The following is a 24,927-nucleotide window of genomic DNA, read 5'->3' on the forward strand; positions in this document are numbered from 1 at the left end:
AGAAATAATTGAAGAACCACGATGCAAAAGCAAAGGCTTCTGCCGGGTAAACGAATTACAACAATAGTGTTGTTATTCAGTTCCGGTAGAAGCCTTTATAGTATGAGCTATTTATTAAACGAGTTTTTTCACTGCGTTGTAGATCACTTTGGGCTTGCCGAGTGTGTAGTAATGCAGCACAGGAACGCCGGCCGCTTTCAGCTCTTTTGATTGTTGCAGTAACCATTCTGTTCCTACCTGTTCAACATCCGTATCTGTTTTGCATTTCATGATCTCGTTGCTGAAATCAGTTGGAATGTCTACATGGAAAGTGCGGGGGATCACACTCAGTTGTTTCTTGCTGGTGATGGGTTTCAGGCCCGGGATGATAGGAATATCGATGCCGGCTTCGCGGCAGGCTTTCACGAAATTGAAATATTTCTGGTTATCGAAGAACATTTGCGTTACCACATATTCAGCGCCGGATTCAACTTTGGCTTTAAGGTAAGCGAGATCCGTCTGAAGATTGGGGGCTTCGAAATGTTTTTCAGGATAGCCCGCTACGCCGATACAGAAATTGGTGCGGAAGCCATCGCGGATATCTTCTTCGAGGTAGATACCGTTATTGAGATTGATCACTTGTTTCAGCAGGTCGAGTGCATAACGGTTACCACCGATCTCTGGTTCGAAAGTGGTTTCATTCTTGGCTGCATCACCGCGGAGCACCAGCACATTGTCTACTCCAATAAAATTCAGGTCAATCAGGGCGTCTTCCGTTTCACGTTTGTTGAAACCACCGCAAATGAGGTGAGGGACTGCATCTACTTTATAATAGTTCATGATGGCGGCGCAGATGCCTACAGTGCCAGGGCGCTTGCGCACTTCCACTTTATCGAAAGTGCCATCGGCCTTCTTTTTGAACACGTGCTCGCTCCTGTGATAAGTAACATTGATGTATGCAGGCTTGAATTCCATCAGCGGGTCCAGGTGGTCGTAGATAGAATTGATGGTCTTCCCTTTCAAAGGGGGAAGGATCTCAAAGGAAATCAGGGTATCTTTAGCCTGTTTGATATGATCAATTACTTTCATGAGTGGTTAATTGGCCTGCAAACATATGTAAGGAAATCCGGATGGCAAATAGCTGTTAAATTCCGGTATGCGAAAGGTATTTGGATTGGGATGAGTATTTTTGTACAAATAACGTAACACTTGATCAGCGAAATTCACACTAAAGAACTGGTAAAGATCTATGGCGGCCGTACCGTTGTGAACCATGTATCCGTACAGGTTAAGCAGGGAGAGATCGTGGGTCTGCTGGGTCCTAACGGAGCGGGAAAGACAACTACCTTCTACATGGTAGTAGGTTTGATCAAGCCCGACGAAGGCCAGGTATTCCTCGACAATGAGGAGATCACGAAGCTCCCCATGTATAAAAGGGCGCAGCTCGGGATCGGTTATCTTCCCCAGGAAGCCTCTGTTTTCCGCAAACTGAGTGTGGAAGACAATATCAAGGCTGTACTGGAAATGACCAGGCTCACCAAAGCCCAACAACGCGAAAAACTGGAAAGCCTGCTGGATGAATTCCGCCTCCATCACGTACGCAAGAACAATGGAGACAGTCTCTCGGGTGGTGAAAGAAGAAGAACAGAGATTGCCCGTGCACTGGCTGTGGATCCTAAATTCATACTGCTGGATGAGCCATTCGCCGGTGTGGACCCCATTGCCGTGGAAGATATCCAGGGAGTGGTGGCACGCCTCAAGTACAAGAATATCGGAATCCTCATCACTGACCATAACGTAAACGAAACCCTGAGTATCTGTGATCGCGCCTACCTGCTGATCGACGGTAAGATCTTCAAACATGGAACTGCTGAAGAACTGGCCGATGATGAACAGGTGCGCAGGCTCTATCTCGGTAGGAACTTCGAGCTGAAACGTAAGGATTACCTTCACGAAGAAGCCCTCAGGTCTATCATTGGTGAGAATAAACAATAACAGCCTTGCTGAAACTTACCTGTCAATTCCTGTAAATTCTTTATTTTGCCGATGGTGAAACTATTGTCGCCTGCCATATCATCGCTGGCCCGCATGAGACTGTGGCGCATTGAAGGATGGAAAACCCATCCGCAGGACGCGCAAAGGGAAGTATTGCAGGACCTCGTAACTGCAGCGCAATACACCGAATTCGGCAAGAAATACAATTTCTCCACGCTCTTCAATATCCGCTCTTTCAAACAGACCGTTCCTGTGCATGAGTATGAGGACATGAAGCCTTATATCCAGCGCATCATGGAAGGTGAACAGAATATTCTCTGGAACACCCCCATCTACTGGTTTGCCAAAAGCAGCGGCACCACTTCAGACAAAAGCAAATTCATTCCCGTCAGCGATGAAAGCCTGGAAGACGGTCACTACAAAGCCGCCAAAGACGTGCTGACAATGTACTATCAGTTCAAACCCGACTCCGACCTGCTCACAGGAAAGGGACTGGTGCTGGGTGGCAGTCATACCATCAATCCTCTGAATCATGAAGCGCAATACGGAGACCTCAGTGCAGTGCTCCTGCAGAACACCCCATTCTGGGGTAACTGGCTGCGTGTACCTGATCTAAGTATTGCATTGATGGACGAATGGGAAAGCAAGATCGAAATGCTGGCCCAGAGCACGATCCGTGAGAATGTGACTTCTATCTCCGGAGTGCCTACCTGGACGTTGGTGCTGTTCCGCAGGATCCTCGAGATCACAGGAAAACAATCCATCGCTGAAGTATGGCCCAACCTGGAACTCTACATGCATGGAGGCGTTTCATTTACGCCTTACCGTGAGCAGTTCCAAAAGATCATCGGTAAGCCGATCAATTACCTGGAAATGTACAATGCCAGTGAAGGTTTCTTTGCAGCACAGGATATACCAGGTGAAGAAGGCATGCTGCTGTTTGTTGACCATGGCATCTTCATGGAGTTCATGCCGATTGAAGAATACGGAAAACAATTCCCCGATACCATCGGTCTCAGCGAAGTGGAGCTCAATAAGAACTATGCCCTCGTGATCAGCACCAATGGCGGACTCTGGCGGTATTTGCTGGGAGATACCATTCAGTTCACCTCTCTCGACCCTTTCCGTATCAAGGTCAGCGGAAGACTGAAACATTATATGAATGCTTTTGGGGAAGAAGTGATCGTAGACAATACCGATAAGGCCATTGCTGCAGCTTCTGCCGCCACCGGCGCCATCGTGAACGATTATACCGCCGCTCCGGTCTATTTCAGCGAAGGCAGTAATGGCGCTCACGAATGGCTGATCGAATTCGAAAAACAGCCTGATGATCTGGCTGCTTTCACCAGGGAGCTGGATGCCACACTCAAATCCCTCAACAGCGATTACGAAGCCAAACGGCATAAAGATATCGCCCTGCGCATGCCCATCGTGCATTCCCTCACCAAAGGAATTTTCAGCAACTGGCTTAAAAGCCGGGGCAAACTGGGAGGCCAGCACAAAGTACCACGCCTCAGCAATGAACGCACTCATCTGGAAGAGATCAAACAGTTAGCCGGGATCAACTAATTTGTTAGCGTGTGCCCAGTCGCATGCCGGAGGCGAGCGACTGCACAAACCCTGCACTGCCCCTGCATTCGCAGCCAAAATCCTTCCACCCTGCACAATAATTATTTCGCTCACGTATTGCATAAATTCACTTTATTTGTGCTCGTTTTATAAAAATTCAACCAACCATGAAACTACTCGACAATAAGGTTGCTATAGTAACTGGCGCGGCCCGCGGTATCGGAGAAGCGATTGCAGTGAAACTGGCCGAACATGGCGCAAGCATCGCCTTCACTTATGTAAGCGACAGCAGCGCAGACAAGGCAGCAGCGCTTCAACAGAAACTGGAATCACTGGGTGTAAAAGCCAAAGCCTATAAAAGCAATGCCGGCGATTTTGCAGCCAGCGAGCAATTTGTGAATGATGTGGTGAAAGAATTTGGCACTATCGACGTTTGTGTGAACAATGCAGGTATCTCCAAAGACAATCTCCTGCTTCGCATGACGCCTGAGCAATGGGACGATGTAATGAACATCAACCTGAAAAGCGTTTTCAATATCACCAAGCAGGTGATCCGCCCCATGATGAAAGCAAAGAAAGGAAGCATCATCAATATGAGCTCCATCATCGGTATCCGCGGAAACGCAGGCCAGGCAAGCTATGCAGCCAGCAAGGCCGGTATCATCGGATTTACAAAATCCATCGCGCACGAACTGGGTAGCAGGAATATTCGTTGCAATGCCATCGCCCCCGGTTTCATCGAAACAGATATGACGCATTATCTCCAGGATGGAGACGCCAGCAAGGCATTCCTGGAAAAAATTCCTCTCGGACGTTTCGGAAGTGGTGAAGAAATTGCCAACACTACTTTGTTCCTTGCTTCAGACATGAGCACCTACATTACTGGTCAGGTGTTGAGCGTTTGCGGCGGATTGAATATTTAGATCGATAAAAAACTATACTGAAGCAGGGCCGTTAACGAAGCCCTGCTTTTTTATTTGAAAGGTAGTCACTACCAGCCCTCCACTAATAAACTCGTCAATCAATGAAACTGCCTTATTGCCTGTTGCTTGCCTTTTGTCTCGGAGGGTTGTCCTGTGGTCTTTCTAATGTGAAACCAGATCCGGATATGATGAAATCCATGGAAGAAGTAGTGAACAGGTACCAGGGAAAAATAAGTTACACCTATGGAGTAAGCGCATCTTCATCGAAAAGGAAATCGAAATATTTTGAACTCACCCTTGAAGAAAGTCAACTGGTCAACTCAAGTGATGATGAATACAAGCAGGTGGCTGCCGAAGGATGGTGGCTTGTTATAGGGTCATACGCGATAAAAACAACCACTGGCTTGAACTTTACATGGATCTTTCCGGAAACCCGCCGAAGGTGACAGGAATGAAACACCTGGATTAACGGAGATACCCAATCGAAAAATATTCGGGAGCAGTTGCTCTTTATCTTATAGAGCGACTGCCCCCGGTCAATTGCTATTTTTTCACTTTCGCCTTGAATTCCTGAATTGCATTTCTTGTAAAGCTGCTCAATACCAGCTCTCCACTGATCTTTGCTCTCTCGATCAGTAACTGGTCCCAGTGTTCCGTCCCTTTCCACAAAACTTTTTTCAACTCATGCATGGCTTGTGGACTGGAGTGCGACAAAGTATGCGCCAGGCGTGCAATGGATTCATCCATATCGGTTACGCTGCTGTGCAGTTCTGCAAACAATCCTTTTCTTCTGGCCCAGTCTGAATTACGCCACATGGTGGCGTCGATGGCCAGATGTCCGAACCCGGCAGTGCCGATCTTTCTTTCTACTGCTGGTCCCACTACAAACGGACCGATGCCAACTGCCAGCTCACTTAATTTCACATCGGCGCCTTCCACCGCGATGGCATAATCAGCCGCAGCGGCAATACCTACACCGCCGCCCACGCATTTGCCATGGATGCGCGCGATAATGAACTGCGGGCATTTCCTCATGGCATTGATCACATGCGCAAAGCCGCTGAAGAAATCTAGTCCCTGCTCTTTATTCTGAATGGCAACCAGTTCATCGAAAGATGCGCCTGCACAAAATGCTTTATCACCTGCGGAGCGCAACACAATCACCCTGGTATCGCTTTCATTGCCTGCACCATGGATCACATGCGCCAGTTCTTCCAGCAGTTTGCCGGGCAATGAATTGCTCTGGGGATGAAAGAACTCGATTGTGGTAACTCCATTATGCGTTTCGGCCTTTACATGGCCCTGCTGAACTTCTTTGATCATAGATAAATATTTTATGAATTAGCCCTGATCTTTCTTTCTTACCATGGTCAAGATGGTGGCGATGGCAACAGGTTCTCCCAGTTGGTCCGTAACTTCCACCAGCCATTTCACGATCCCTTTTGCAATATCCTCTTCACTTTTCTTTTCCTGCTCCGTTTTTTCTTTACAGGTGAGTTGTACGGCGATGGTAGTACCTGCGTACACGGGTTTGAGGAACCGGCATTCTTCCAGTCCGTAATTCAACATCACGGGTCCTTTCTTCGCATCTACAAATAAACCAGCAGCTGCACTGAGGATGAAGTAACCGTGTGCTACAGGCTTTTCAAAAATGGTGCCTTCAAGTGAAGTATGATCGGTATGTGCGTAGAAATGGTCCCAGCTCACGTTGGCGAAGTTCACGATGTCCGCTTCAGTAACAGTACGCTTATGCGTGTGAAGGGTATCGCCGATCTGCAGTTCTTCAAAGTATTTTCTGAATGGATGTTTTTCATCTTCGTGAGTAGCGCCACCTTGCTGGTAAACGTTGGTGATGGCAGTTATGGCGGAAGGTGATCCCTGGATGGCAGTGCGTTGCATATAATGCTTCACGCCTCTTATGCCGCCCATCTCTTCACCTCCACCCGCGCGACCAGGCCCGCCATGCACCAGCATTGGCAAAGGAGAGCCGTGACCTGTACTTTCTTTGGCATCTTCGCGGTTCAGCACCAGGATGCGTCCGTGATGCGATGCTGCACCCAGTACAAAGTCTTTTGCAATTTTGTTATCGGCAGTCACCACAGAACATACCAGCGATCCTTTTCCTTTCTTGGCAAGTATGGTAGCTTCTTCCAGGGATTTGTAAGGCATAATGGTGCTTACAGGACCGAAAGCTTCCACTTCATGTACTTCTTTTGATTCGAAAGGTTTTTGGTTGAGCAATAACAGGGGGCTCATGAAAGCGCCTTTCTTTGCATCGGCGTCGATCACTTCAACACTGTCCAGCGAACCATAAACAATGGAAGAAGAGGCCAGCAGTTTCTGCACCTGCGCCATCACTTCTTCGCGCTGGCTTTGTCCGGCGAGAGAGCCCATGCGCACTTTTTCATTTTCCGGATTACCGATGGTGGTTTGGCTGAGCGCCTTACCGATCGATTTCCACACATCTTCCATCTTATTTTCAGGAACAAAAATGCGGCGGATGGCTGTACATTTTTGTCCGGCTTTGGTGGTCATCTCTTTTCTCACTTCTTTCACAAAGATGTCCCACTCGGGCATGTCCGGTGTAACGTCATCTCCCAGCACGATACAGTTCAGGGAATCTGCTTCCATGGTGAAAGGAACATTCTCTGCAAGTACACGTGGATGTGCTTTCAGCATTTTGCCGGTGGAGGCAGAGCCTGTGAATGTGATCACATCCTGTTCACTAACATGGTCAAGCAGGTCACCGGCCGAGCCCACCAGTAGCTGGAGAGCGCCATCGGGCAGAATGCCTGAGGCGATGATCTTTTTCACCACGGCTTCTGTAAGATAGGAGGTTACCGTTGCAGGCTTCACAATAGCCGGCATACCTGCCAGGAGGTTCACCGCTATTTTTTCCAGCATACCCCATACAGGGAAGTTGAATGCATTGATATGAATGGCTACACCTTCTTTGGGAACTAAAATGTGATGGCCCATGAAACTGCCGGTTTTACTGAGCGAAATCGGCTCTCCGTCAACAGCGAAAGTTTCATTGGGGAACTTCCTGCGCAGGGATGCGTAGGAGAATAGGTTGCCGATGCCGCCTTCGATATCCACCCAGCTATCTGCTTTGGTGGCGCCTGTCTGATAGCTCAGGCTGTATAGTTCTGGTAAATGTTCGCGGAGCATCAGTGCGAGTGCTTTGAGCATCAGTCCTCTTTCATGAAAGGTCATTTTCCGCAAAGCGGGATTGCCTTTCGTTCTTCCATATTCCAGTACTGAGGCAAAGTCAAGTCCTTTTGTGGAAGTGGTTCCCAGCGCTGCGCCGGTAACCGCATTGTATAATGTCTGCCCTTCTCCATCGCCGGAAATCCATTTGCCGGTCACGTAGTTTTCGAGTTTTATCATATAGCAAGTTAATATCACGAAAATACTGCAAAGCAATAAATCCGGCCGGAATTATCATTATTATTAACAGACATGTATTTTTGCCCGGAACGGCGGAAACTGGTAGATCTCCGCTGTGTAAAAAACACAAAGTATGATAAAAACAATTGCTTCGCTGGCAGTGATCAGTATGATGGTTCTGGCCTGTAACAATGCACAGGACAATGCTGCTGAAAGAAAAGACGGATATTCAACAGCGCCTAAAACAGAAACAGATTCGCTTTATCACCAGGTGATGGATGGCCATGATGTGGGAATGGCGAAGATGGGAGCTTTGAAAAAGTATAACGGTGTAGTGCAATCGAAAATTGACAGTACTCAGAAATTACCTGCTGCAAAGCAGGATAAAGCTTATCTCCAGGAAGTAATGACCCTTCAGCAGCAGTTGATCAATGCGGAGAAGGGAATGAATGAGTGGATGGAAGGTTTTAACCTGGATTCTGCTTCCGGGCCAACAGCAAGCATCAGTTATCTGAAGAGTGAGCTGCAGAAAGTGACCATCGTTCGTGATAATATCCTCAACAGCCTCAGCAAGGCAGACTCCCTGTTGAAAAAATAGAAAAAGCTAATAAAATATAAAAGCCTGCATTCATGATGAGTGCAGGCTTTTGTGCTTTTGGGATATCATGATCAGGCATTGATCAGCCCGAATTGTTTCAGATGGTGTTGAAAATGCTTGTACAACAATTGAACCTGTTCTTCGAAGTTGAGGTTGCCGAAGATAGGGTTCTCTATTCTCAGGCCGGGTGTGGATTCAAACACTTCGAAGAAATGGTCGAGTTCTTTTTGTACAGCTTCGATGGCCTGTTGCATGGTATTGTATTCCGTTGGGTTGGGTTCTTCCGGAAGCAATGGATTGATGGTATTCTCGCGGAAAGGTTTGTCTGTCATCAACCATGCATATGCTTTTGACATTCTTTCTTTATCGGGAAGGGCGGCATGATGTATGCGGCCGTTGGCAACTTTCAGCATTTCAGCCATGTGCTCCACCATTTGCTGTCCATTCATCTTGCCCCAGGATCCTTTGGCATCGGGCGCCAGGTGCTTCAGGTGGAAAACTGCTTCATTCTTCAGAAAATTCACTTGCTGCTGGTTCATACTATAGGTTATTTATAAATGGGCATAATAGCACAATTTACAGAAAAATTGGTGTCAGGCTGTCAGATAAACGGATTGGTTCAGCATTTGAACAGAACTGGTAATATGGAAAACGACTATCCTCTACAATTGGTTCAGCATGCTGACCAGGGTTTGCTGGATGCTTATTCCGGCACTATTACCCGCGTGGTGCACGAAACCGCAGAATCGGTAGTGCATATTGAAGTGATCAAATCGGCCACAGACCCCAGGACCCGCCAGCAGCGCGATGCGCCGGGCAGCGGCTCGGGCTTTATCATTTCTTCAGATGGTTTTATCGTTACCAATAATCATGTGATCGAACAGGCGAAAAACATCAGGGTTTCCCTCTCCGATGGCAGGAAAGTGGTGGCAGAACTGAAAGGAACAGATCCATCAACAGATATTGCTGTGTTGAAGATCTATGAGAGCAATCTGAAAGCATTGTCGTTTGCGGATTCTGCACAATTGCAACCCGGACAAATTGCCGTTGCCATCGGTAACCCGTTGGGCCTGCAGCATACTGTAACGGCCGGTGTGGTAAGCGCCCTGGGCAGAACACTGCGCGCCAGCAATGGAAGGCTGATAGATGATGTGATCCAGACAGATGCCAGTCTTAATCCAGGCAACTCCGGCGGACCACTGGTCAATTCTTCCGGGCAGGTGATCGGCGTGAATACCGCTATGATCCCCACTGCGCATGGGATCTGCTTTGCTGTTAGCTCAAACCTTGCAGCGTATGCTGCCGGTCGGTTGATCATGACCGGCAGAGTCAAGCGCGCTTACCTCGGTATTGCAGGGCAGCAGGTAAACCTTACTGAGCGGATGATGGCAGCCAATAAACTGCAAAAGCGGACCGGAGTGTATGTTTTTGAGCTGGAAGCAGACAGTCCTGCCTACAACCGTCAACTGCAGAATGGCGACATTATTGTAGCTATCGGTGAAACGCATGTTGGTTCCGTGGATGACCTGCACAAACAACTGACGGAAGCATTTATCGGTCAACGGGTGAAACTGGATATACTCAGAAGCGGGAGAAAGATAACAGTGGAAGTGATACCCGGAGAGTTGAAATAAATAAAGGCAGCATCCCTGCTAATCAGTGATGGAAGAGTGCAACTATATACAGGTATCGCGGTTAATAATAAACGAGAGAATAAGCATTACAGGGAAGAACTGATGAATTACCCTTTTCGGCTGATCATTGCAGAAAGTAAATCGGAAGAAGGCAAACAGTACTGGTTCCTGACCAATGATTTTAACTGCTCAGCCAAAGAAATTGCACAGGCATATAGAAGACGTTGGGATATTGAAGTATTCTTCCGTTTTTTAAAGCAGGAGCTTAATGTAAGCGATCTGGTCTCATTGAACAAGAACGGCATACAAGTGATCTTGTATATGACGCTAATTGCCGCTATGATGATACTGATCTATAAAAAAGCAAACAATATAGGATATAAAAAGGCCAAAAGACGCTTCGCTACGGAAGTAAGAGACCTTGCTATTGCCATGATCGTTGTACAATGCGGAGGTGATCCAGGACTGTTTTTCAAAACATAAAAAATGGTCGGAATTTTCTTCCGACCATGACTGGCATCCCTGCTGCCTTTTATAATGTTGATTATTCTTCTTCTGTGGATGCGGAGGGCCCATTGGATTTCACGGATTCGATACCGTTATCCCTGCCTTGCGCAGACTCATACATCTGGCTCTTGCCGATCACCTGGCTATTGGCGGCTTTCAGATTGAAATAGAATTTTCCGTTGCTGGATTCCAGCCTGTCGTAGTTGCCTTCATTACCGGCATTCTTTTTTACGGATTCGATACCGTTGGCGCGTGCAGCAGCCGTGGTGTATCCTTCACTTGAAAGTATCACCTGGCCGTTGTCTGCTTTGAGGTTGAAATAGAACTGGCCATCGTTTCCGGTCTTAGTGATGAACTTACCCATAGATGAATGATTTGGTTATAATAAATATAAAGGTTTACTGATACATAAAAACAAAAATCCCAGCCTGATGGCCGGGATTTTTTGAAAATTTAATGTCGTATACCGGGGATGCTTACCTGATCAGCAGCTTGGTGAGGTAGCTCTTGTTGTCGTGTTGGATCCTCAGCATATATACGCCGGTTGTGAGATGTGAGGCCTCGATGGTCTTATTGAACCTGCCCACAAATCCGGGGTAATTGTTCTCGAATACTTTTTGTCCGAGTGTATTCAGGATAGTGATATTGAGATCGGCTTTCCTGGTTACGGTGAAGTCGGTTACAAATCTTCCGCTGCTGGGATTGGGCAAAACTCTCAGACCGATGGCGGAAGGATCAATATTGGGAATGGAAGTAACCACAAAATCGATCTCATTGGATGTTAATGCGCACCCGAAACTGTTTGTAACAATCACTTTGTATTTGCCACTGGTGTTGGGCGTATAGTCTTTATCTGTGGCGCCAACGATGATGGCATTGCCATTGTACCACTGATTACCGGTTGCAGCGCTGCTGACCAATTTGTTGTTTGATACGCTGATTGTTGGCGCTGCTGCTTCGGTAGCGGTCACCTCGGTTCTTCCGGCGCTGGCGCAATTGATGAAGCGCAGCTTCATATCGTAGAAAACATAATAGAATTTCGCCGCATCATTAGAAGGAAGTTGTGAGTTGATATTACCTGTTAAGGTGAATACTCCGTTAACACCAGTGGGATAAGGGTTGGTGGTAAGATTGGTATTGCCGAAGAATGTGGCCGCATTGGCATTATCCTCTTCCTGATAGATCATAATTCCATGCGTTCCTGTAGTGGTAACGGGAAGGTTCACCTGAAATACGGCTCCATTGTCGCTTGCTGAATAAGTGGTGGAACCTGGCGTTGGATGCGTGGAGTACACATCGATCTCAGTGATCGCTTCAGGAGTAACCGAGAGCTGGTCGTTTTCATACTTCAGGTTCTTGCCAATCAATACCGATACTTTCCTGGAGGTATTCACTTTGCTGATATAAAGTTTCACGGATTCGATCATAACAGGCGCAGTGTTGGTGAAGGTCATCCAGTAAAGATTGTTTGGCCTGTAAGCTCCTGTTGTATTGAGTGTACCATTGGTGGCCGGTCCAACTTTGATATTGGCACTGTTCTTTTCAACAAAATACTTCTTGCCTGCCGTGATCACATTACTGGTGGTTTTGGAACCTGCAGCAATTGGCGTAGTGGCATTGGATGCATCATACCAGAAGTAGAGATCATTGGCGCTATTGGTTGTTTTGAAATTCACAATATTGCTATTACAGATCTCTGCCTGTGCTCCAGTTGGATTGGTACTGGCCTGCGCCATATTGATGGTGGCAACCGTTTTATTATTACTTGCATCCTGATCATTGGCCAGGGTGGTAGCGGCTTCTATTTCATAAGTGGCTCCGGCTTCGGGAGTGAATGGTGTTTGAACGGTGTACACCACATCGCTTTCTGGTTTTACTACTCCCGGGAAGCTGCCGGTGGTGTTGAGTACAGCAACCCCGCCTTTGGTGATCTTCAGTGTGAAAGGAACATTGCTTTGGTCCTGCGTGCCTGTATTGCGGATGCGGATAGACACATGCTGCGGACCTGTTGCGCAGTCATCATCGAAAGGAGAAATGATCTCAGATACACCTACCTCTTTGGAAGGTGTAATCACTTTCAGAATGAAGTCGTGCGTTTCACCTTTTGTATAGCCTGTGCAGGCTGTGATACCGGCAGCATTGCTTGTTTCAGACAATACAATCCTGGTGAGAATTGATTGGCCGGTTGTAATACCGGAAGGCAGGGGAAGACTGAAGTTGAATGTATGCGTAGGTGTACCGGGAGTAACGGCATTGCCTGTATATAATAATTCTGATGCATCGAAAGTGCCGTTGCTGTTCACATCGGCAAATACTTTGAAAGCGATTGCAGGGAGGTTCTCTCCGCCGCAGGTGCCTACAGTGAGGGTGGTAGGATAGGTTGTACCTGTTTCCACCGATGCAATGGAAGAAGTATTGTTTACATACTGTGTACAGGCACTGGTGTTGCTGGCTGTGAAGTTCAGGTTACTAATTTTGATGGCGTTGATGCGCGCTCCGTTGGCATCTGAGGGAGCGGAAGTAGCGCAGGCAGCAGTGCCGCCCACTCCGCTGACGATGAGTGAGAACGCCTGTGAGCCTCTTTCCAGTGTGCCCTTGTGCGTTACCTTGATGGTATAGGTCTGGCCTGGAACCGGATTGGCGATCTCGATCTTCTCAACATTGTCCAGTTTATTATCTCCGGTAGTTGCAGCAGCCGGCCTGTTGGTGGGATTGAGTATCCATGGGCTGAAGGTGTTGGTGGCTTGTGTTACGCGCAGGTCCAGGTCGTGCACCAGTTTGGGAGTTGCATCGTTCAGCGCATTGGCGCCCTGGATGCTGCCCTTGGGGTCTGTCCAGCTGATAGTCACCACCAGCGGTCCGCTGCCGGAGGCGATCACCGGAAACGTATAGGTATCTCCGTTATTGAGTGTTTCTTCCCTTATCACTTGTTTCTTTGGGATGCTGTTATCATCCTTTATTACGAGAGCGGCTTTGGCAACGTTCACAAGCCCCCATCCAAACATATAATCAGGGCCCGGATTGGGACCAGCTTCATCTGCTGTATGGATGGTGAGACCTTTCAGTGTGGCGGCGCGCATGAATGTGCCGGGATGCAGCTGAACGTAATATTCCTGCAACAGCAACAGGGAGCCGGTTACATTGGGAGTGGCCATGGAAGTGCCGCTATAGGTTGCATAAGCGTTGTTGGCAGCAGCAATGGATGAAGTGAGGCCAACACCATCAGCCACAACATCCGGTTTGATCCGGCCATCATCAGTAGGGCCCCAGCTGCTGAAGCTGCTCATCACTACATTGCTTGCGGATGAGTAACCAGTTGGAATAGGATTTACTGCGCCTACAGTGAGGATATTCTTCGCAGTGCCGTAAGAGGAAATGATATCGTAGCCGTTGTTGCTGCTGATCCCGGAAGGGCGTCCACCTGTGATCTTGGTCATGTCATTGCTTGAATTGTAGCGCCAGGCTTCTGCTCCAATAGCCGGACCATTTTCGTCCCTCTTATTCCCAGAAGATTTTACGATCAGGTAGTAAGGAGCATTGTAAGCGATGGAGTCCCACATCTGTGTTTCGTCTGTATACATGCCGAAGCGCGGATCTTCGTTCTGATTAAATGGTCCCCAGAACTCCCACCTGCTCTGCGTTTCATTATATTCCCATCCTGCTCTTTCTCCATAGGAGTGGTTAGACACCAGCAGGGTGGTGGCGGCATTGAGCATTTCTGAAATATGGTTATTGAAGTCGTACGCATTCATGGATTGCATCTTGTAGGCCATGCCTTTGGCTGCCGGGTTCTCACCTTTAGCCATCATGGTGCCGGCCACGTGAGTGGCATGGTCACTATTGGCAGTATTGTCGATATTGGTGATCCTTCCGGCGAGCTCTACGTGAGTGGCAAGTACCTTGCCGCCATCCCAAAGGCCCATTTTATTCTTCACTGCATTGGAGTTGCCGCTGAGGGTAAGACCGAGCGAACCTCCTTCCCATAGTTTGTTGGTGCCGATAGTGGCGGCCGCTACCTGGTTGCTTTCTGTAGTGAGATAAACCGGATTACCATAGCGGTCAGTTCCTGTAAGCAAAGCAATACCTCCGTTCTTACGACTAACGCTGACGGGCCAGTTCTTTTGTGCGGCCAGTTTCTGGAGCCTGTCGTAGCCGCTTCGTTCCTTTGCGGCCTGCTGTTCTCCGGCTTTTTGCAGCAGGTCTGTTTGCGTTCTTGTTTGAGAAAATGCCTGGCCGCTGGTCAATAACACTATCACTAATAGAGTAAATTTGTTCCGGGGCATGTAAAGTTTTTAATATGTACTGAAAAAACGATAATTTGGTTGGCGATGAGCCGATGCTCTGCCTAAATTTAATAATAATACATGGCTATGATGGGAAAAAAACTTGGGTTATCACTGCTGGCATTTTTAATGCTAACGGTCTTAAGTTCTTATACCAGCATCTTCTGCAAAAAAGGGGGGATAAAAGGCCTGATCTACCTGGTAAAAGGGAACCAGATGCCTTCACCCGGACAAATGCTTCCGCCTAAAAAGCCCTTGCAGACCACCCTGTATATTTACGAGCTGACCAATATTAACCAGGTGACCCGTGCAGAAGCCCATGCACCTTTCTACACGGCCATCAATACAAAACTGATCAAACAGGTAAATTCAGATACGAAGGGCGAATTCAAAGTGAAACTACCGCCCGGCCAATATTCCCTTTTTATAAAAAAGGACGACCGCTTCTACGCAAACCTCTTCGATGAAAAAAACAATATCGCTCCTGTAACCGTTGTCAAAGGAAAATATACCGATGTAGAGGTCCGGGCTGATTACGATGCCGTTTACTGATACGCATCCGTCATCCATCCTGCAAAGGGTATGCAATTTGCATGGCAGTTGTAAAGGATACAATTGTAAACACGTAAAGCGGATACAACGCAATGCGGCATAAGCTATTAATGAAAAAAGGATGGACACTCATGGCGCTGCTGGCCAGCTGTATTGCCGCCACAGCGCAACGAACGGCAAAGTATGACTCCGATTATTATGAATCTTTTACAGACCATGTAACAGGTCGCGTGTTTTTCTCTCAGAAATACACCAATCTTATTCTGCTTTCAAAACGCCGGGAGGATGATCTGCGTTACCGGCCCAATACTACCCTCAATTTCGGTGTGGGCGCCACTTATGGTTGGTTCACCCTCAACCTGGCCTACGGATTCGATTTCCTCAACAAGGGCGATGATTCCAAAGGCAAAACGCGTTACCTCGATCTGCAATCGCATGTATATACCCGTAAGATGAGCATCGATCTCTTCGGGCAATTCTATAAAGGATTCTATCTCTATCCCGAAGGAACAGCCGCACCTGCAAAAAACTGGTATACCCGGCCGGATATCAAGGTCAGGCATATGGGAGTGGCAGCATATTACATCCTGGATTGGGATAAGCTGAGTATGCGCGCCGCCATGCTGCAAACCGAATGGCAGAAGAAATCCGCCGGCAGTCTCCTGGTTGGAGGAGAAGTATATTATGGCGCCACCAAAGGCGACAGCGCCCTGGTGCCATCAGCCCTCGAAGCTATGTACGACCAGCGGGGCGTAACCAAATTCCGCTATTTCGATATCGGCCCGGGAATCGGTTATGCCTATACGTTCGTATGGAAGGAAAATTGGTATGCAATGGGCGGTATTACCGGCAGCTTCCCCATCAATTTCCAGAAAGATATACGATACGGAAATGCAGAGAAAAAGACCACCATTAGCCCTGACCTCATGTACAGGGCTGGCCTGGGATACAATAATGAAAGAATGAATATCAGTGTTACCTGGGTGAACAATTCCTTCCAGACCAGGGGTGAGTCCGGGAAATACAGGATCAATACCGGTAATGTAAGACTGAATGCCGCTTACCGGTTCATGCCTGGTCCAAGGCTGAAGAATAAGATCAAAATTTTCAGGTCGGATAGCTGATGGCTGGAAACTGTTAGGGAAGATGGAAGCTGTAAAAGAAATCACCCGTCAGATGTGACGGGTGACAACAGAATAAAACTTATGCAGATTGTTTTGCTTCGATCTCTCTGGTGAGTGAGTTGAAAATATCGTCGATACTTCCTTCTCCTTTCACACGTTTTACTTTTCCGAATTGGGCGTAATGGCCGGCAACAGGAGAAGTTTTGTTTTCATATTCCACAATGCGGGCGCGGATCACATCTTCATTGGTGTCGTCGCTTCTGCCGGAGGTCTTACCACGGTTGAGCAGACGTTGCACCAGTTCCTCCTGGCCCACTTCCAGTGCCAGAACGATGGAGATCTCTTCATTCAGCTCAGCCAGCAGATTATCCAACGCTGCTGCCTGCGCCACTGTACGGGGGAAACCATCGAACAGGAACCCTTTTGCATCGGGGTTGGACTTCAATGCGGAGCGGATCATACCGATCACTACCTCATCAGGGACCAGCTGGCCCTTATCCATAAAGCTCTTCGCTTCCAAACCCAGCCGGGTTTGATTGGCGATCTCTTCGCGAAGCAGGTTGCCTGTTGAAAGATGGATCAATCCATATTGGTCTATCAGCCTTTCTGACTGAGTGCCTTTTCCGCTACCGGGAGGTCCGAATAGAATCAAATTGAACATGGTACTTGCTACACTTGGTGAAGGGACAAATATAAACCATGATCGTTAGAAATCCTTTAACATCCGGGGGTTTCTAATTAAAAAAGCATTAGACAATCCGCTAACATCTGTTAATTTTCAATGCGGAAACATCCCATCAAACTTACACCCCGTAAATTTGTTATAAATACATGAACATGAAGCGAAACCTGCACAGGGCGCTGGTTCTGCCCCTTATACTCCTCATGCTGACTGCATTGCAGCAGTGCAGCTACTCTCAATCGTCACCACCCGAGAAGAAAAAAAACAATATGGATAGCACAAAAAAGAACAACCCGGCTTATTCCCGCACAGATTCCACCAAAGTGAACCTGACGGACGAAGAATGGAAAAAGATCCTGCCTTCCGAAGTGTATCACATCGCAAGACAGAAAGGAACGGAAAGACCCTGGAGCAGCAAATTCGAGCACTCCAAAGAGATCGGCACTTACTACTGTGCTGTATGCGGTAACCCGCTGTTCAAAAGCGATACAAAATTCGAAAGCGGTTGCGGCTGGCCGAGCTTCTATGAGCCTGTTACCAAGGGCAGCATCATTTATCAGCCAGACAATACCCACGGCATGAGTCGCACGGAAGTACTTTGCGGACGCTGCAAAAGCCACCTCGGTCACGTTTTCGATGACGGACCTCCTCCCACAGGCCTCCGTTATTGCATCAATGGCGTAGTACTCGATTTCGAAAAAGCCAAAGAAGCAGAGAAGAAATATAAGGAAGGACAGGAAGAGGAGTAGACCTATCTTTGCACCATGAGAAAGAAGAACATGGTATTGCAAAGCATTGCAGTTGAAGATTATGCGGCTGAAGGCAAGGCGTTATCGAGATTGGATGGAAAAGTGATCTTTATCGAAGGAGCCGTGCCCGGTGATGTGGTGGACGTGCGCCTGAGCAAAAATAAAAAAGAATGGGCCGAAGGTAAAGCGGTCCATTTTCAATCCCTTTCCAAAGACCGTGTGGATCCGTTCTGCCAGCACTTCGGCATATGCGGCGGCTGCAAATGGCAGATGCTTCCCTATGAGAAACAACTTTTGTACAAACAACAGGAAGTTACCCAGAATCTGAAAAGGATCGGTAAAGTGGCCCTCCCCGAAATGGAGCCCATCCTGGGTTGTGAGCAAACCTCCCGCTATCGCAATAAACTCGAGTTCACTTTCAGCAATAAAAGATACCTCACTACTGAAGAGATCAGCGCAGGCGCTGAACTGAAGCAGGAAGACGCACTCGGCTTCCATGTGCCACGCCTGTTCGACAAGATCATCGATATCGAAACCTGTCACCTGATGGAAGAACCGGCCAACGCCATCAAGAATACCATCCGCGCATTTGCAAAAGAACAGGGCTATACTTTTTACGATATCCGCGAACACAAGGGATGGCTTCGCACCCTCATCATCCGCGTTGTTACAACAGGAGAAGTGATGGTGAATGTCTGTTTTGGTTATGAAGATGCCAAAGAGCGGAAGAAATTGTTCGACCACCTGCTGGAGCAGGTGCCTTCCATCACTACCCTGCTCTATACCATCAACCCCAAGAAGAACGACACCATCTACGACCTGGAGCCCAAAGCGTATACTGGCAACGGTTATATCATGGAAAAACTGGAAGATCTTCGTTTCAAGATAGGCCCCAAGAGTTTTTTCCAGACCAATACCCGGCAGGGAGAAAGATTGTACCAGGTTACCCGCGAGTTTGCCGAACTAACCGGGAAGGAAACTGTTTATGACCTGTATTGCGGAACCGGCAGCATTGGATTGTTTGTGAGCAGGCTGGCCAAAAAGATCATTGGGGTGGAAGTGGTCAAAGAAGCGATTGATGATGCCCGTGAGAATGCCGCGCTCAACGATATCGGCCATGCCGAATTCTTTGCAGGAGATGTGATAGATATTTGCGACGATGCCTTTTTCTCCCATCATGGCAAGCCCGATGTGATCATCACCGATCCGCCACGGGCAGGCATGCACGAAAAACTGGTGCAGAAGATTCTGGACATGGAAGCGCCGCTGGTTGTGTATGTGAGCTGCAATCCCGCCACCCAGGCCCGCGATCTCAGCAGGCTCGGCGAGAAATACGAAGTTACCAGGGTAAGGCCCGTGGATATGTTCCCCCAAACTCACCATATCGAGAACGTGGTGCAATTGAAATTGAAAAAATAACCTTCATACAACAAGAAATCGATCCGGTTGTTAGCCCATTCAGGTAAACATGCCGATATTAGAGGAATCAAAAAGGAAACAGGAATATGGGAAATGTGAGATTTGGCGGCGGATTTCAACCATTACCGCCCGTTATCAAGAATCTGATCATTGTGAATGCACTGATGTGGCTGGCCGAGCTTACATTCAAAGATGCGTTGATAACGCCGCTGGCGCTTCACTACCAGGGCTCACCTGATTTCGGTGTATGGCAGTTGGTTTCCTATATGTTCCTGCATGATGCATCCAATTTCTTCCATCTCTTTTTCAATATGCTTATCTTATGGATGTTTGGTACACAGCTGGAAAACCGCTGGGGCGCCAAACGATTCCTGATCTTCTACCTGATCTGCGGCATAGGTGCAGGGCTGATACAGCTTATCGCCAACCAGGTGGAACTGAATATCGTGATGAGCAAATACAATAGCGGAGAGATGGCTGTCAATGTTGCGCAATACAGGGCCGCCATGATCCAGCTTATCCAGGTGGTAGGTGCATCAGGCGCCATCATGGGTGTAATGGCAGGTTTCACCTATCTCAACCCCAACCAGGAACTTTTTATTTTCCCCTTACCTTTTCCTATCAAAATGAAATATGCCATGGTAGCCTATGTGCTGATTGATCTGTTTGGAGGCATTAATCCCCGCTTCGGTGGTGGGGTAGCGCATTTCGCTCACCTTGGCGGTGCACTTTTCGGTTTTATTCTGGTGATCATTATGAACCGGAATAACCGAAGAACATTTTATTAAAAGCGGAAACATTACCAATTATCAAACGTTTAATACAATTAGCCGGCAGGTTCATGGTATTGATCTGACCGGCGTTTTGTAAATTCACGCAAAAATTAACTCCGTGCTGCGGGAAAACCGGTATAAGAAAAAGACGATTCTGGGTCAGGATGGGAATGCCCTGCTGATGTTGCTGGCGGTGATCGCCATTCTCTTCTGTATTTTCAAATTCCTCTTCCTGGTTTACAAGATGTCTGACTGGCAGGAGATTGAGTACTACACCAATATCCTGGACTGGTTCAGAATGCCAGGCAACTTCGGGTCTTTCCTTAGCAGGCCATGGACATTGGTCACTTACATGTTTGTTCATGATGGTGTGTGGGATCTCATCGCAAATGTTCTCTGGCTCTGGGCTTTTGGTTTCATTTTCCAGGACCTTACCGGAAATAACAAACTCGTGCCACTGTTCATTTACGGCGGACTTCTGGGAGGAGTGATCTTCCTCACTGTTGCCAATCTGATGCCGGCAATGGCTCCTGCACTTCCCGGGCTCAGACTCGAAGGCGCTTCCGCAGGACTGATGGCCATCGCCATCGCAACCACAATACTGGCGCCGAATTACAGGATCTTCCCCATGATCAATGGCGGCATACCGCTTTGGATACTCACACTCGTTTATATCGCACTTACATTTAGCCGCGGCATCAATATTCAGAATACACCCGTACTGTTCGCTCACCTCGGCGCAGCAGGAATGGGATGGCTCTTCGTTCACCAGCTTAAACGCGGGCACGACTGGAGTCTTTGGTTAAATGAAGCCTACGACTGGGCAACCAACCTCTTCAATCCCGATAGAAAAAACTGGAAAAAAACAGCCAAAGACGATCTCTACTACAATTCAAAAGGAACCCAACCTTACAAAAAGATCCCCAATATCACCCAAAAAAGGATCGACGAGATCCTCGATAAGATCAATCAGCAAGGTTACAGGTACCTCACTGAAGAAGAAAAAGAAATACTGAAAAGGGCTGCGGAAGATGAAGAGTTGTAAATTTAAGTAATGGCCATTCGAACCTTCGCGAGGCGTTTCTTCATTGTTAGCAATGTAATAACCGTAGCTGTTTTTCTGATGGCTTGCGCCAACGTATTCCTCCATCCTGATAAATGGTGGTTCATTGCGATCCTCGGACTGACTTTTCCCTTTCTCTTGTTGTTGACACTGATATTCCTGGTAGGCTGGAGCCTCGTCAGGTCCCGGTGGATCTTCCTTTCACTCGGTGCACTGGTGTTGGGTTATTCCAATATCCGCGCACTGGTAGGCTTTCATTTTGCTTCCGGCTTCCAGGAAGCGAAAAAGGAAAATACGATCCGCATCCTCACCTGGAATGTGAAATGGTTTGATGAACAAACCCGCGAAAATGGCCGTGAAAGCCACCGCAGGGAAATGCTTGAGTTCATCAGGAATGAAAATGCAGATGTACTCTGTTTTCAGGAATATTTTGAACCAGGTCCTCTTGGCCCTTACAGTAATTACAAAGAGATCAGGAAAATGGGTTATCCTTATTTTTACAGGGTGATCGATTATGGGAAAGAAGGAGCAAAAACAGAAATGGGCAGCGCTATCTTTTCCAAATACCCAATCCTGGATTCAAGCCGTACAATTTTCAAAGGACCTCCCCGATTACGCGGCGCTGAAAGTTTGATCTCATGTGATCTGGATGTGAATGGACAAACTATCAGGGTCTTTACCACCCATCTGCAGTCAGTGCTGCTTCAAAAGAAAGATTACAGGGATATTTCCATCATCCGTAACGCGGAAGACAGCATAGTGGAAGCGTCCAGATCGCTGATCCGCAAATTGAGAATGGCCTATTCACAACGCGGTAACCAGGTAGATATCGTTCGCAATAAACTTGACAGTTGCCCGCATCCTGAGATCATTTGTGGCGACTTCAACGACGTTCCCAACTCCTATACCTATTTCCGGATCAGGGGTAACCGCCGTGATGCCTTCATGGAAAAGGAAGGAGGTCTGGGCCGCACCTTCTCGAATATTTCACCCACCCTCCGCATCGATTATATAATGCCCGACAAGCAATTTGAAGTAGTGCAGTATAAACGAAAACTGCTTCCCTATTCGGATCATTACCCTGTAATTGCGGACCTCCGGCTGGGGTCCGGGAAATAAAATCATTATATTTGCCCGAAGACATACCTGTTATTGAACCTCTGCTGTTTTCGTATCAATAATTTTTTATGAGTGAGTTGAAAGTCCTTAATTCTTACACAAGGCAGAAAGAAGTGTTTACTCCCATCACGCCCGGTCATGTGGGCATGTATGTGTGTGGTCCTACCGTTAGTGGTGAGAGCCATCTGGGGCATGCCCGTCCGTTCATCACCTTCGATGTGATCTACCGTTACCTCCTGCACCTTGGATACAAAGTGCGCTATGTACGGAACATCACTGATGCAGGTCACTTCGAGGAGGAAGGAAGAGCAGCAGAAGACAAGATCTCCAGCAAAGCCGTGCTTGAAAAACTGGAGCCGATGGAACTGGTGCAGAAATACACCAATCTTTTTCATTGGGCCATGCTGCAGTTCAATAACCTGGAGCCAAGCATCGAGCCTACTGCCACAGGTCATATCGTGGAACAGATCGAAATGATCAAAGCCATTATCGAAGCAGGTTACGCATATGAAGTGAATGGGTCCGTATACTTCGATGTAAAAAAATACGCTGAACATTATCCATACGGAAAACTCAGCGGTCGTGTGCTGGATGAACAACTGGAAACCACCCGGGAGCTTGACGGACAGGATGAAAAGCGCGATAAAGCCGATTTCGCACTCTGGAAAGCGGCGCCGCCCGAACATATCATGCGTTGGGTAAGCCCCTGGGGAGAAGGATTCCCCGGCTGGCATATCGAATGCTCTGCCATGGCTACGAAATATCTTGGCGGTCAGTTCGATATTCACGGAGGTGGTATGGACCTTCAATTCCCTCACCACGAAAGTGAGATCGCTCAAAGCACCATCTGCAATAAGGAAGTGCCTGCACGTTACTGGCTGCATAATAATATGATCACGGTAAACGGCAAGAAGATGGGTAAGAGCTATAACAACCAGATCAAGCTCACCGAAATGTTCACCGGCACGCATCCCTTGCTGGAACAGGCTTACAGCCCAATGACCATCCGCTTCTTCATCCTGCAGACACATTATCGCAGTACACTCGACTTTGGCAATGAAGCCTTGCAGGCTGCTGAAAAAGGATTGAAGCGTCTCTGGGAAGCATATGAGAACCTCCAGAAGATTGAGATACCCGGCAATGATGCACAGCCTGATGTAGCACTCAATAAAAAAGTGAACGATCTCCTTTCCGAGATGGATGATAATATGAACGATGATTTCAATACCGCCAAAGTTCTGGCGAATATTTTCGAGATCGTTCCTGTGGTCAATTCCATTAAAGACAAACATATTCCCGTAACTGCACTCTCCATAGCTACACTCGAAAGACTGAAAAAATATTTACACGATTACCTGGAATCGATCTTTGGTCTGCGCAGTGAAAATGAAGCCGATAACGGCAAACTCAGTGGAGTGCTGGATCTGCTCATAGACATCCGCAAAGATGCCCGCTCCCGCAAAGACTATGCAACATCCGATAAAATCCGGAACCAGTTGCAGGAGCTGGGGATCTTGTTGAAAGATGAGAAAGATGGAAGCGTCGGGTATACGTTCCAGTAAGATGCAAGAATACAGCCCTGTACGCTCATCTTAAATTACCCTATGATGATTTTCCGAAAAGCATGGCTGTATTACGCCTTTGCTGGAATAATTCTGATGTATGCCTGTTCCGATAAGGAAAATGACTCGGATCTTTTGAATCCAAAATCTCTTTTTGCCAAGGGGTGGGATTCTGTGCATATCGGAACCAGACCCATTTATGATATTCAATTCCCCGACCCTCTAATAGGTTTTTTTGTTGGAAATGATGTTTACAAATCCATTGATGGAGGTAAAACATGGAATCAACTAAATGCTCAACCAACCTATTATGAAGGCTATCAATATGCAAGTTTTCCCAATGTTCTAAATGGCTGGGTTGTTGGTTACGATGGATCCATCATAAGAACCAATGATGGCGGAAAAAATTGGATGAAACTCCAGTTTTCCCCTAAGCTTTTGAAAACAGGTAAGCCTTTTCAAATCAGATTTCTGGATCAATATACCGGGTTTATTATTTGCGACTCAGGCCTTCTCAAAAGTTCGGATGGCGGAACTACCTGGGCGAAAGTTTGTTCAACCCTTGCTGGATCTGCTTTATTTTTTATCGATGAGCAAAACGGTTGGATAGCTGAAAAAGATGGGATATTAAGAACGACAGATGGGATCAACTTTACAAAAACAATTGTTGGCAAACGATTCCCTTCAATTTTTTTCCTGAACAAGTTGGACGGATTTGCTTTAGATAACAGTGGGACAGTGTTTGAAACGAACGATGGAGGTGTTACGTGGCGCCTAAAACACAAAGTAGATGTTGGGGAATTTGCTCAGGACATTCAATTCTTCGACAAGGATAATGGATATGTAAGTGGTACCGACGGAGTTGCGAAAATAAGTGGTATGAATGTAACTTCAGTTGTGCATGCTCCTGACCTTTGGCTGTATGAAATGTATTTCTTCAACCAGGACCGTGGATTTGTGGGGTCCGCCTTTAACACACTAATTCGCTTCAATGCACCCAAATAAA

General features: G+C 47.4%; 23 protein-coding genes. 16 read left to right on the forward strand and 7 right to left on the reverse strand.

What is annotated here, in order from left to right; all coding sequences use genetic code 11:
* Positions 1-114: 114 nt before the first annotated feature.
* Positions 115-1,068, reverse strand: a complete 954-nt coding sequence (locus FSB84_RS07830; protein ID WP_130542087.1) for a methylenetetrahydrofolate reductase — start codon at positions 1,066-1,068, stop codon at positions 115-117.
* Between the two features lie 120 nt (positions 1,069-1,188).
* Between FSB84_RS07830 and lptB the strand changes: the two genes are divergently transcribed.
* The 4 genes from lptB to FSB84_RS07850 all read left to right on the forward strand — a co-directional run bounded on the left by lptB (position 1,189) and on the right by FSB84_RS07850 (position 4,912).
* Positions 1,189-1,974: an LPS export ABC transporter ATP-binding protein gene (lptB, locus tag FSB84_RS07835; protein ID WP_192909904.1), complete on the forward strand. Its 786-nt coding sequence runs from the start codon at positions 1,189-1,191 to the stop codon at positions 1,972-1,974.
* Positions 1,975-2,025: 51 nt separating this feature from the next.
* Positions 2,026-3,543: a GH3 auxin-responsive promoter family protein gene (locus FSB84_RS07840; RefSeq protein ID WP_225980007.1), complete on the forward strand. Its 1,518-nt coding sequence runs from the start codon at positions 2,026-2,028 to the stop codon at positions 3,541-3,543.
* A 167-nt stretch (positions 3,544-3,710) separates the two neighbouring features.
* A complete protein-coding gene (gene fabG / locus FSB84_RS07845; RefSeq protein WP_130542086.1) occupies positions 3,711-4,466 on the forward strand; it encodes a 3-oxoacyl-[acyl-carrier-protein] reductase in 756 nt (251 codons plus the stop codon).
* 185 nt (positions 4,467-4,651) lie between these two features.
* Positions 4,652-4,912: a hypothetical protein gene (locus tag FSB84_RS07850; RefSeq protein ID WP_130542085.1), complete on the forward strand. Its 261-nt coding sequence runs from the start codon at positions 4,652-4,654 to the stop codon at positions 4,910-4,912.
* A gap of 97 nt (positions 4,913-5,009) precedes the next feature.
* Here the strand turns inward: FSB84_RS07850 and FSB84_RS07855 are convergent, their stop codons facing one another.
* Together FSB84_RS07855 and paaZ are read right to left on the reverse strand one after the other, a co-directional pair.
* The gene (locus tag FSB84_RS07855; protein WP_130542084.1) at positions 5,010-5,789 is read right to left on the reverse strand and encodes an enoyl-CoA hydratase/isomerase family protein; all 780 of its coding nucleotides are present in this window, start codon (positions 5,787-5,789) and stop codon (positions 5,010-5,012) included.
* An 18-nt stretch (positions 5,790-5,807) separates the two neighbouring features.
* Entirely contained in the window at positions 5,808-7,856 is a 2,049-nt protein-coding gene (paaZ, locus tag FSB84_RS07860) for a phenylacetic acid degradation bifunctional protein PaaZ (RefSeq protein WP_130542083.1), read from the reverse strand.
* A 133-nt stretch (positions 7,857-7,989) separates the two neighbouring features.
* Here paaZ and FSB84_RS07865 point away from each other — a divergent pair, with 133 nt between their 5' ends.
* Complete coding sequence (locus FSB84_RS07865) at positions 7,990-8,454, forward strand: viral A-type inclusion protein (protein ID WP_130542082.1); 465 nt, start codon at positions 7,990-7,992, stop codon at positions 8,452-8,454.
* A gap of 71 nt (positions 8,455-8,525) precedes the next feature.
* Here FSB84_RS07865 and FSB84_RS07870 read toward each other — a convergent pair whose 3' ends face one another.
* Positions 8,526-8,993 (reverse strand): hypothetical protein, encoded by a 468-nt coding sequence (locus FSB84_RS07870; RefSeq protein WP_130542081.1) that lies wholly within the window; start codon positions 8,991-8,993, stop codon positions 8,526-8,528.
* Positions 8,994-9,098: 105 nt separating this feature from the next.
* On the opposite strand from FSB84_RS07870, the gene FSB84_RS07875 reads away from it, so the two are divergent.
* Positions 9,099-10,088 (forward strand): S1C family serine protease, encoded by a 990-nt coding sequence (locus FSB84_RS07875; RefSeq protein ID WP_130542080.1) that lies wholly within the window; start codon positions 9,099-9,101, stop codon positions 10,086-10,088.
* A gap of 36 nt (positions 10,089-10,124) precedes the next feature.
* A complete protein-coding gene (locus FSB84_RS07880) occupies positions 10,125-10,571 on the forward strand; it encodes a transposase (protein WP_207234278.1) in 447 nt (148 codons plus the stop codon).
* A 61-nt stretch (positions 10,572-10,632) separates the two neighbouring features.
* Here FSB84_RS07880 and FSB84_RS07885 read toward each other — a convergent pair whose 3' ends face one another.
* Both FSB84_RS07885 and FSB84_RS07890 read right to left on the reverse strand, forming a co-directional pair.
* Positions 10,633-10,959 carry a YegP family protein gene (locus FSB84_RS07885; RefSeq protein ID WP_130542079.1) on the reverse strand — a complete coding sequence of 109 codons (327 nt, stop codon included), beginning with the start codon at positions 10,957-10,959 and terminating at the stop codon, positions 10,633-10,635.
* Positions 10,960-11,071: 112 nt separating this feature from the next.
* Complete coding sequence (locus tag FSB84_RS07890) at positions 11,072-14,878, reverse strand: S8 family serine peptidase (RefSeq protein ID WP_130542078.1); 3,807 nt, start codon at positions 14,876-14,878, stop codon at positions 11,072-11,074.
* 87 nt (positions 14,879-14,965) lie between these two features.
* Between FSB84_RS07890 and FSB84_RS07895 the strand changes: the two genes are divergently transcribed.
* On the forward strand, positions 14,966-15,430 hold the full coding sequence (locus FSB84_RS07895) for a hypothetical protein (protein ID WP_207234277.1): 465 nt from the start codon (positions 14,966-14,968) through the stop codon (positions 15,428-15,430).
* 110 nt (positions 15,431-15,540) lie between these two features.
* Complete coding sequence (locus FSB84_RS07900) at positions 15,541-16,554, forward strand: DUF4421 domain-containing protein (protein WP_158643813.1); 1,014 nt, start codon at positions 15,541-15,543, stop codon at positions 16,552-16,554.
* 79 nt (positions 16,555-16,633) lie between these two features.
* Here the strand turns inward: FSB84_RS07900 and FSB84_RS07905 are convergent, their stop codons facing one another.
* The gene (locus FSB84_RS07905) at positions 16,634-17,215 is read right to left on the reverse strand and encodes an adenylate kinase (RefSeq protein WP_130542076.1); all 582 of its coding nucleotides are present in this window, start codon (positions 17,213-17,215) and stop codon (positions 16,634-16,636) included.
* Between the two features lie 176 nt (positions 17,216-17,391).
* Here FSB84_RS07905 and msrB point away from each other — a divergent pair, with 176 nt between their 5' ends.
* The 7 genes from msrB (at position 17,392) to FSB84_RS07940 (ending at position 24,926) form a co-directional block, all read left to right on the forward strand.
* On the forward strand, positions 17,392-17,985 hold the full coding sequence (gene msrB, locus FSB84_RS07910; RefSeq protein WP_225980008.1) for a peptide-methionine (R)-S-oxide reductase MsrB: 594 nt from the start codon (positions 17,392-17,394) through the stop codon (positions 17,983-17,985).
* A gap of 15 nt (positions 17,986-18,000) precedes the next feature.
* The gene (rlmD, locus tag FSB84_RS07915; protein ID WP_130542075.1) at positions 18,001-19,404 is read left to right on the forward strand and encodes a 23S rRNA (uracil(1939)-C(5))-methyltransferase RlmD; all 1,404 of its coding nucleotides are present in this window, start codon (positions 18,001-18,003) and stop codon (positions 19,402-19,404) included.
* Positions 19,405-19,490: 86 nt separating this feature from the next.
* A complete protein-coding gene (locus FSB84_RS07920) occupies positions 19,491-20,192 on the forward strand; it encodes a rhomboid family intramembrane serine protease (protein WP_130542074.1) in 702 nt (233 codons plus the stop codon).
* A 103-nt stretch (positions 20,193-20,295) separates the two neighbouring features.
* Positions 20,296-21,222 (forward strand): rhomboid family intramembrane serine protease, encoded by a 927-nt coding sequence (locus FSB84_RS07925; RefSeq protein WP_130542073.1) that lies wholly within the window; start codon positions 20,296-20,298, stop codon positions 21,220-21,222.
* 9 nt (positions 21,223-21,231) lie between these two features.
* The gene (locus tag FSB84_RS07930) at positions 21,232-22,359 is read left to right on the forward strand and encodes an endonuclease/exonuclease/phosphatase family protein (RefSeq protein WP_130542072.1); all 1,128 of its coding nucleotides are present in this window, start codon (positions 21,232-21,234) and stop codon (positions 22,357-22,359) included.
* A 68-nt stretch (positions 22,360-22,427) separates the two neighbouring features.
* Positions 22,428-23,921 carry a cysteine--tRNA ligase gene (gene cysS, locus FSB84_RS07935; RefSeq protein WP_130542071.1) on the forward strand — a complete coding sequence of 498 codons (1,494 nt, stop codon included), beginning with the start codon at positions 22,428-22,430 and terminating at the stop codon, positions 23,919-23,921.
* A 42-nt stretch (positions 23,922-23,963) separates the two neighbouring features.
* Positions 23,964-24,926 (forward strand): WD40/YVTN/BNR-like repeat-containing protein, encoded by a 963-nt coding sequence (locus FSB84_RS07940; RefSeq protein ID WP_130542070.1) that lies wholly within the window; start codon positions 23,964-23,966, stop codon positions 24,924-24,926.
* Position 24,927: the final 1 nt, after the last annotated feature.

This window comes from Pseudobacter ginsenosidimutans, from assembly GCF_007970185.1.
GTDB classification, from domain to species: Bacteria; Bacteroidota; Bacteroidia; order Chitinophagales; family Chitinophagaceae; genus Pseudobacter; species Pseudobacter ginsenosidimutans.

What these genes read in the sequence shown, in the direction of transcription:
- FSB84_RS07850 (WP_130542085.1), top strand. Translation starts at nt 4,652, where the DNA reads ATGATGAAATCCATGGAAGAAGTAGTGAACAGGTACCAGGGAAAAATA.
- FSB84_RS07920 (WP_130542074.1), top strand. Translation starts at nt 19,491, where the DNA reads ATGGGAAATGTGAGATTTGGCGGCGGATTTCAACCATTACCGCCCGTT.
- FSB84_RS07940 (WP_130542070.1), top strand. Translation starts at nt 23,964, where the DNA reads ATGATGATTTTCCGAAAAGCATGGCTGTATTACGCCTTTGCTGGAATA.
- FSB84_RS07840 (WP_225980007.1), top strand. Translation starts at nt 2,026, where the DNA reads ATGGTGAAACTATTGTCGCCTGCCATATCATCGCTGGCCCGCATGAGA.
- FSB84_RS07900 (WP_158643813.1), top strand. Translation starts at nt 15,541, where the DNA reads ATGAAAAAAGGATGGACACTCATGGCGCTGCTGGCCAGCTGTATTGCC.
- FSB84_RS07865 (WP_130542082.1), top strand. Translation starts at nt 7,990, where the DNA reads ATGATAAAAACAATTGCTTCGCTGGCAGTGATCAGTATGATGGTTCTG.
- fabG (WP_130542086.1), top strand. Translation starts at nt 3,711, where the DNA reads ATGAAACTACTCGACAATAAGGTTGCTATAGTAACTGGCGCGGCCCGC.
- rlmD (WP_130542075.1), top strand. Translation starts at nt 18,001, where the DNA reads ATGAGAAAGAAGAACATGGTATTGCAAAGCATTGCAGTTGAAGATTAT.
- FSB84_RS07890 (WP_130542078.1), bottom strand. Translation starts at nt 14,878, where the DNA reads ATGCCCCGGAACAAATTTACTCTATTAGTGATAGTGTTATTGACCAGC.
- FSB84_RS07895 (WP_207234277.1), top strand. Translation starts at nt 14,966, where the DNA reads ATGATGGGAAAAAAACTTGGGTTATCACTGCTGGCATTTTTAATGCTA.
- FSB84_RS07930 (WP_130542072.1), top strand. Translation starts at nt 21,232, where the DNA reads ATGGCCATTCGAACCTTCGCGAGGCGTTTCTTCATTGTTAGCAATGTA.
- msrB (WP_225980008.1), top strand. Translation starts at nt 17,392, where the DNA reads ATGAAGCGAAACCTGCACAGGGCGCTGGTTCTGCCCCTTATACTCCTC.
- FSB84_RS07870 (WP_130542081.1), bottom strand. Translation starts at nt 8,993, where the DNA reads ATGAACCAGCAGCAAGTGAATTTTCTGAAGAATGAAGCAGTTTTCCAC.
- FSB84_RS07905 (WP_130542076.1), bottom strand. Translation starts at nt 17,215, where the DNA reads ATGTTCAATTTGATTCTATTCGGACCTCCCGGTAGCGGAAAAGGCACT.
- FSB84_RS07830 (WP_130542087.1), bottom strand. Translation starts at nt 1,068, where the DNA reads ATGAAAGTAATTGATCATATCAAACAGGCTAAAGATACCCTGATTTCC.
- paaZ (WP_130542083.1), bottom strand. Translation starts at nt 7,856, where the DNA reads ATGATAAAACTCGAAAACTACGTGACCGGCAAATGGATTTCCGGCGAT.
- FSB84_RS07875 (WP_130542080.1), top strand. Translation starts at nt 9,099, where the DNA reads ATGGAAAACGACTATCCTCTACAATTGGTTCAGCATGCTGACCAGGGT.
- FSB84_RS07885 (WP_130542079.1), bottom strand. Translation starts at nt 10,959, where the DNA reads ATGGGTAAGTTCATCACTAAGACCGGAAACGATGGCCAGTTCTATTTC.
- cysS (WP_130542071.1), top strand. Translation starts at nt 22,428, where the DNA reads ATGAGTGAGTTGAAAGTCCTTAATTCTTACACAAGGCAGAAAGAAGTG.
- FSB84_RS07855 (WP_130542084.1), bottom strand. Translation starts at nt 5,789, where the DNA reads ATGATCAAAGAAGTTCAGCAGGGCCATGTAAAGGCCGAAACGCATAAT.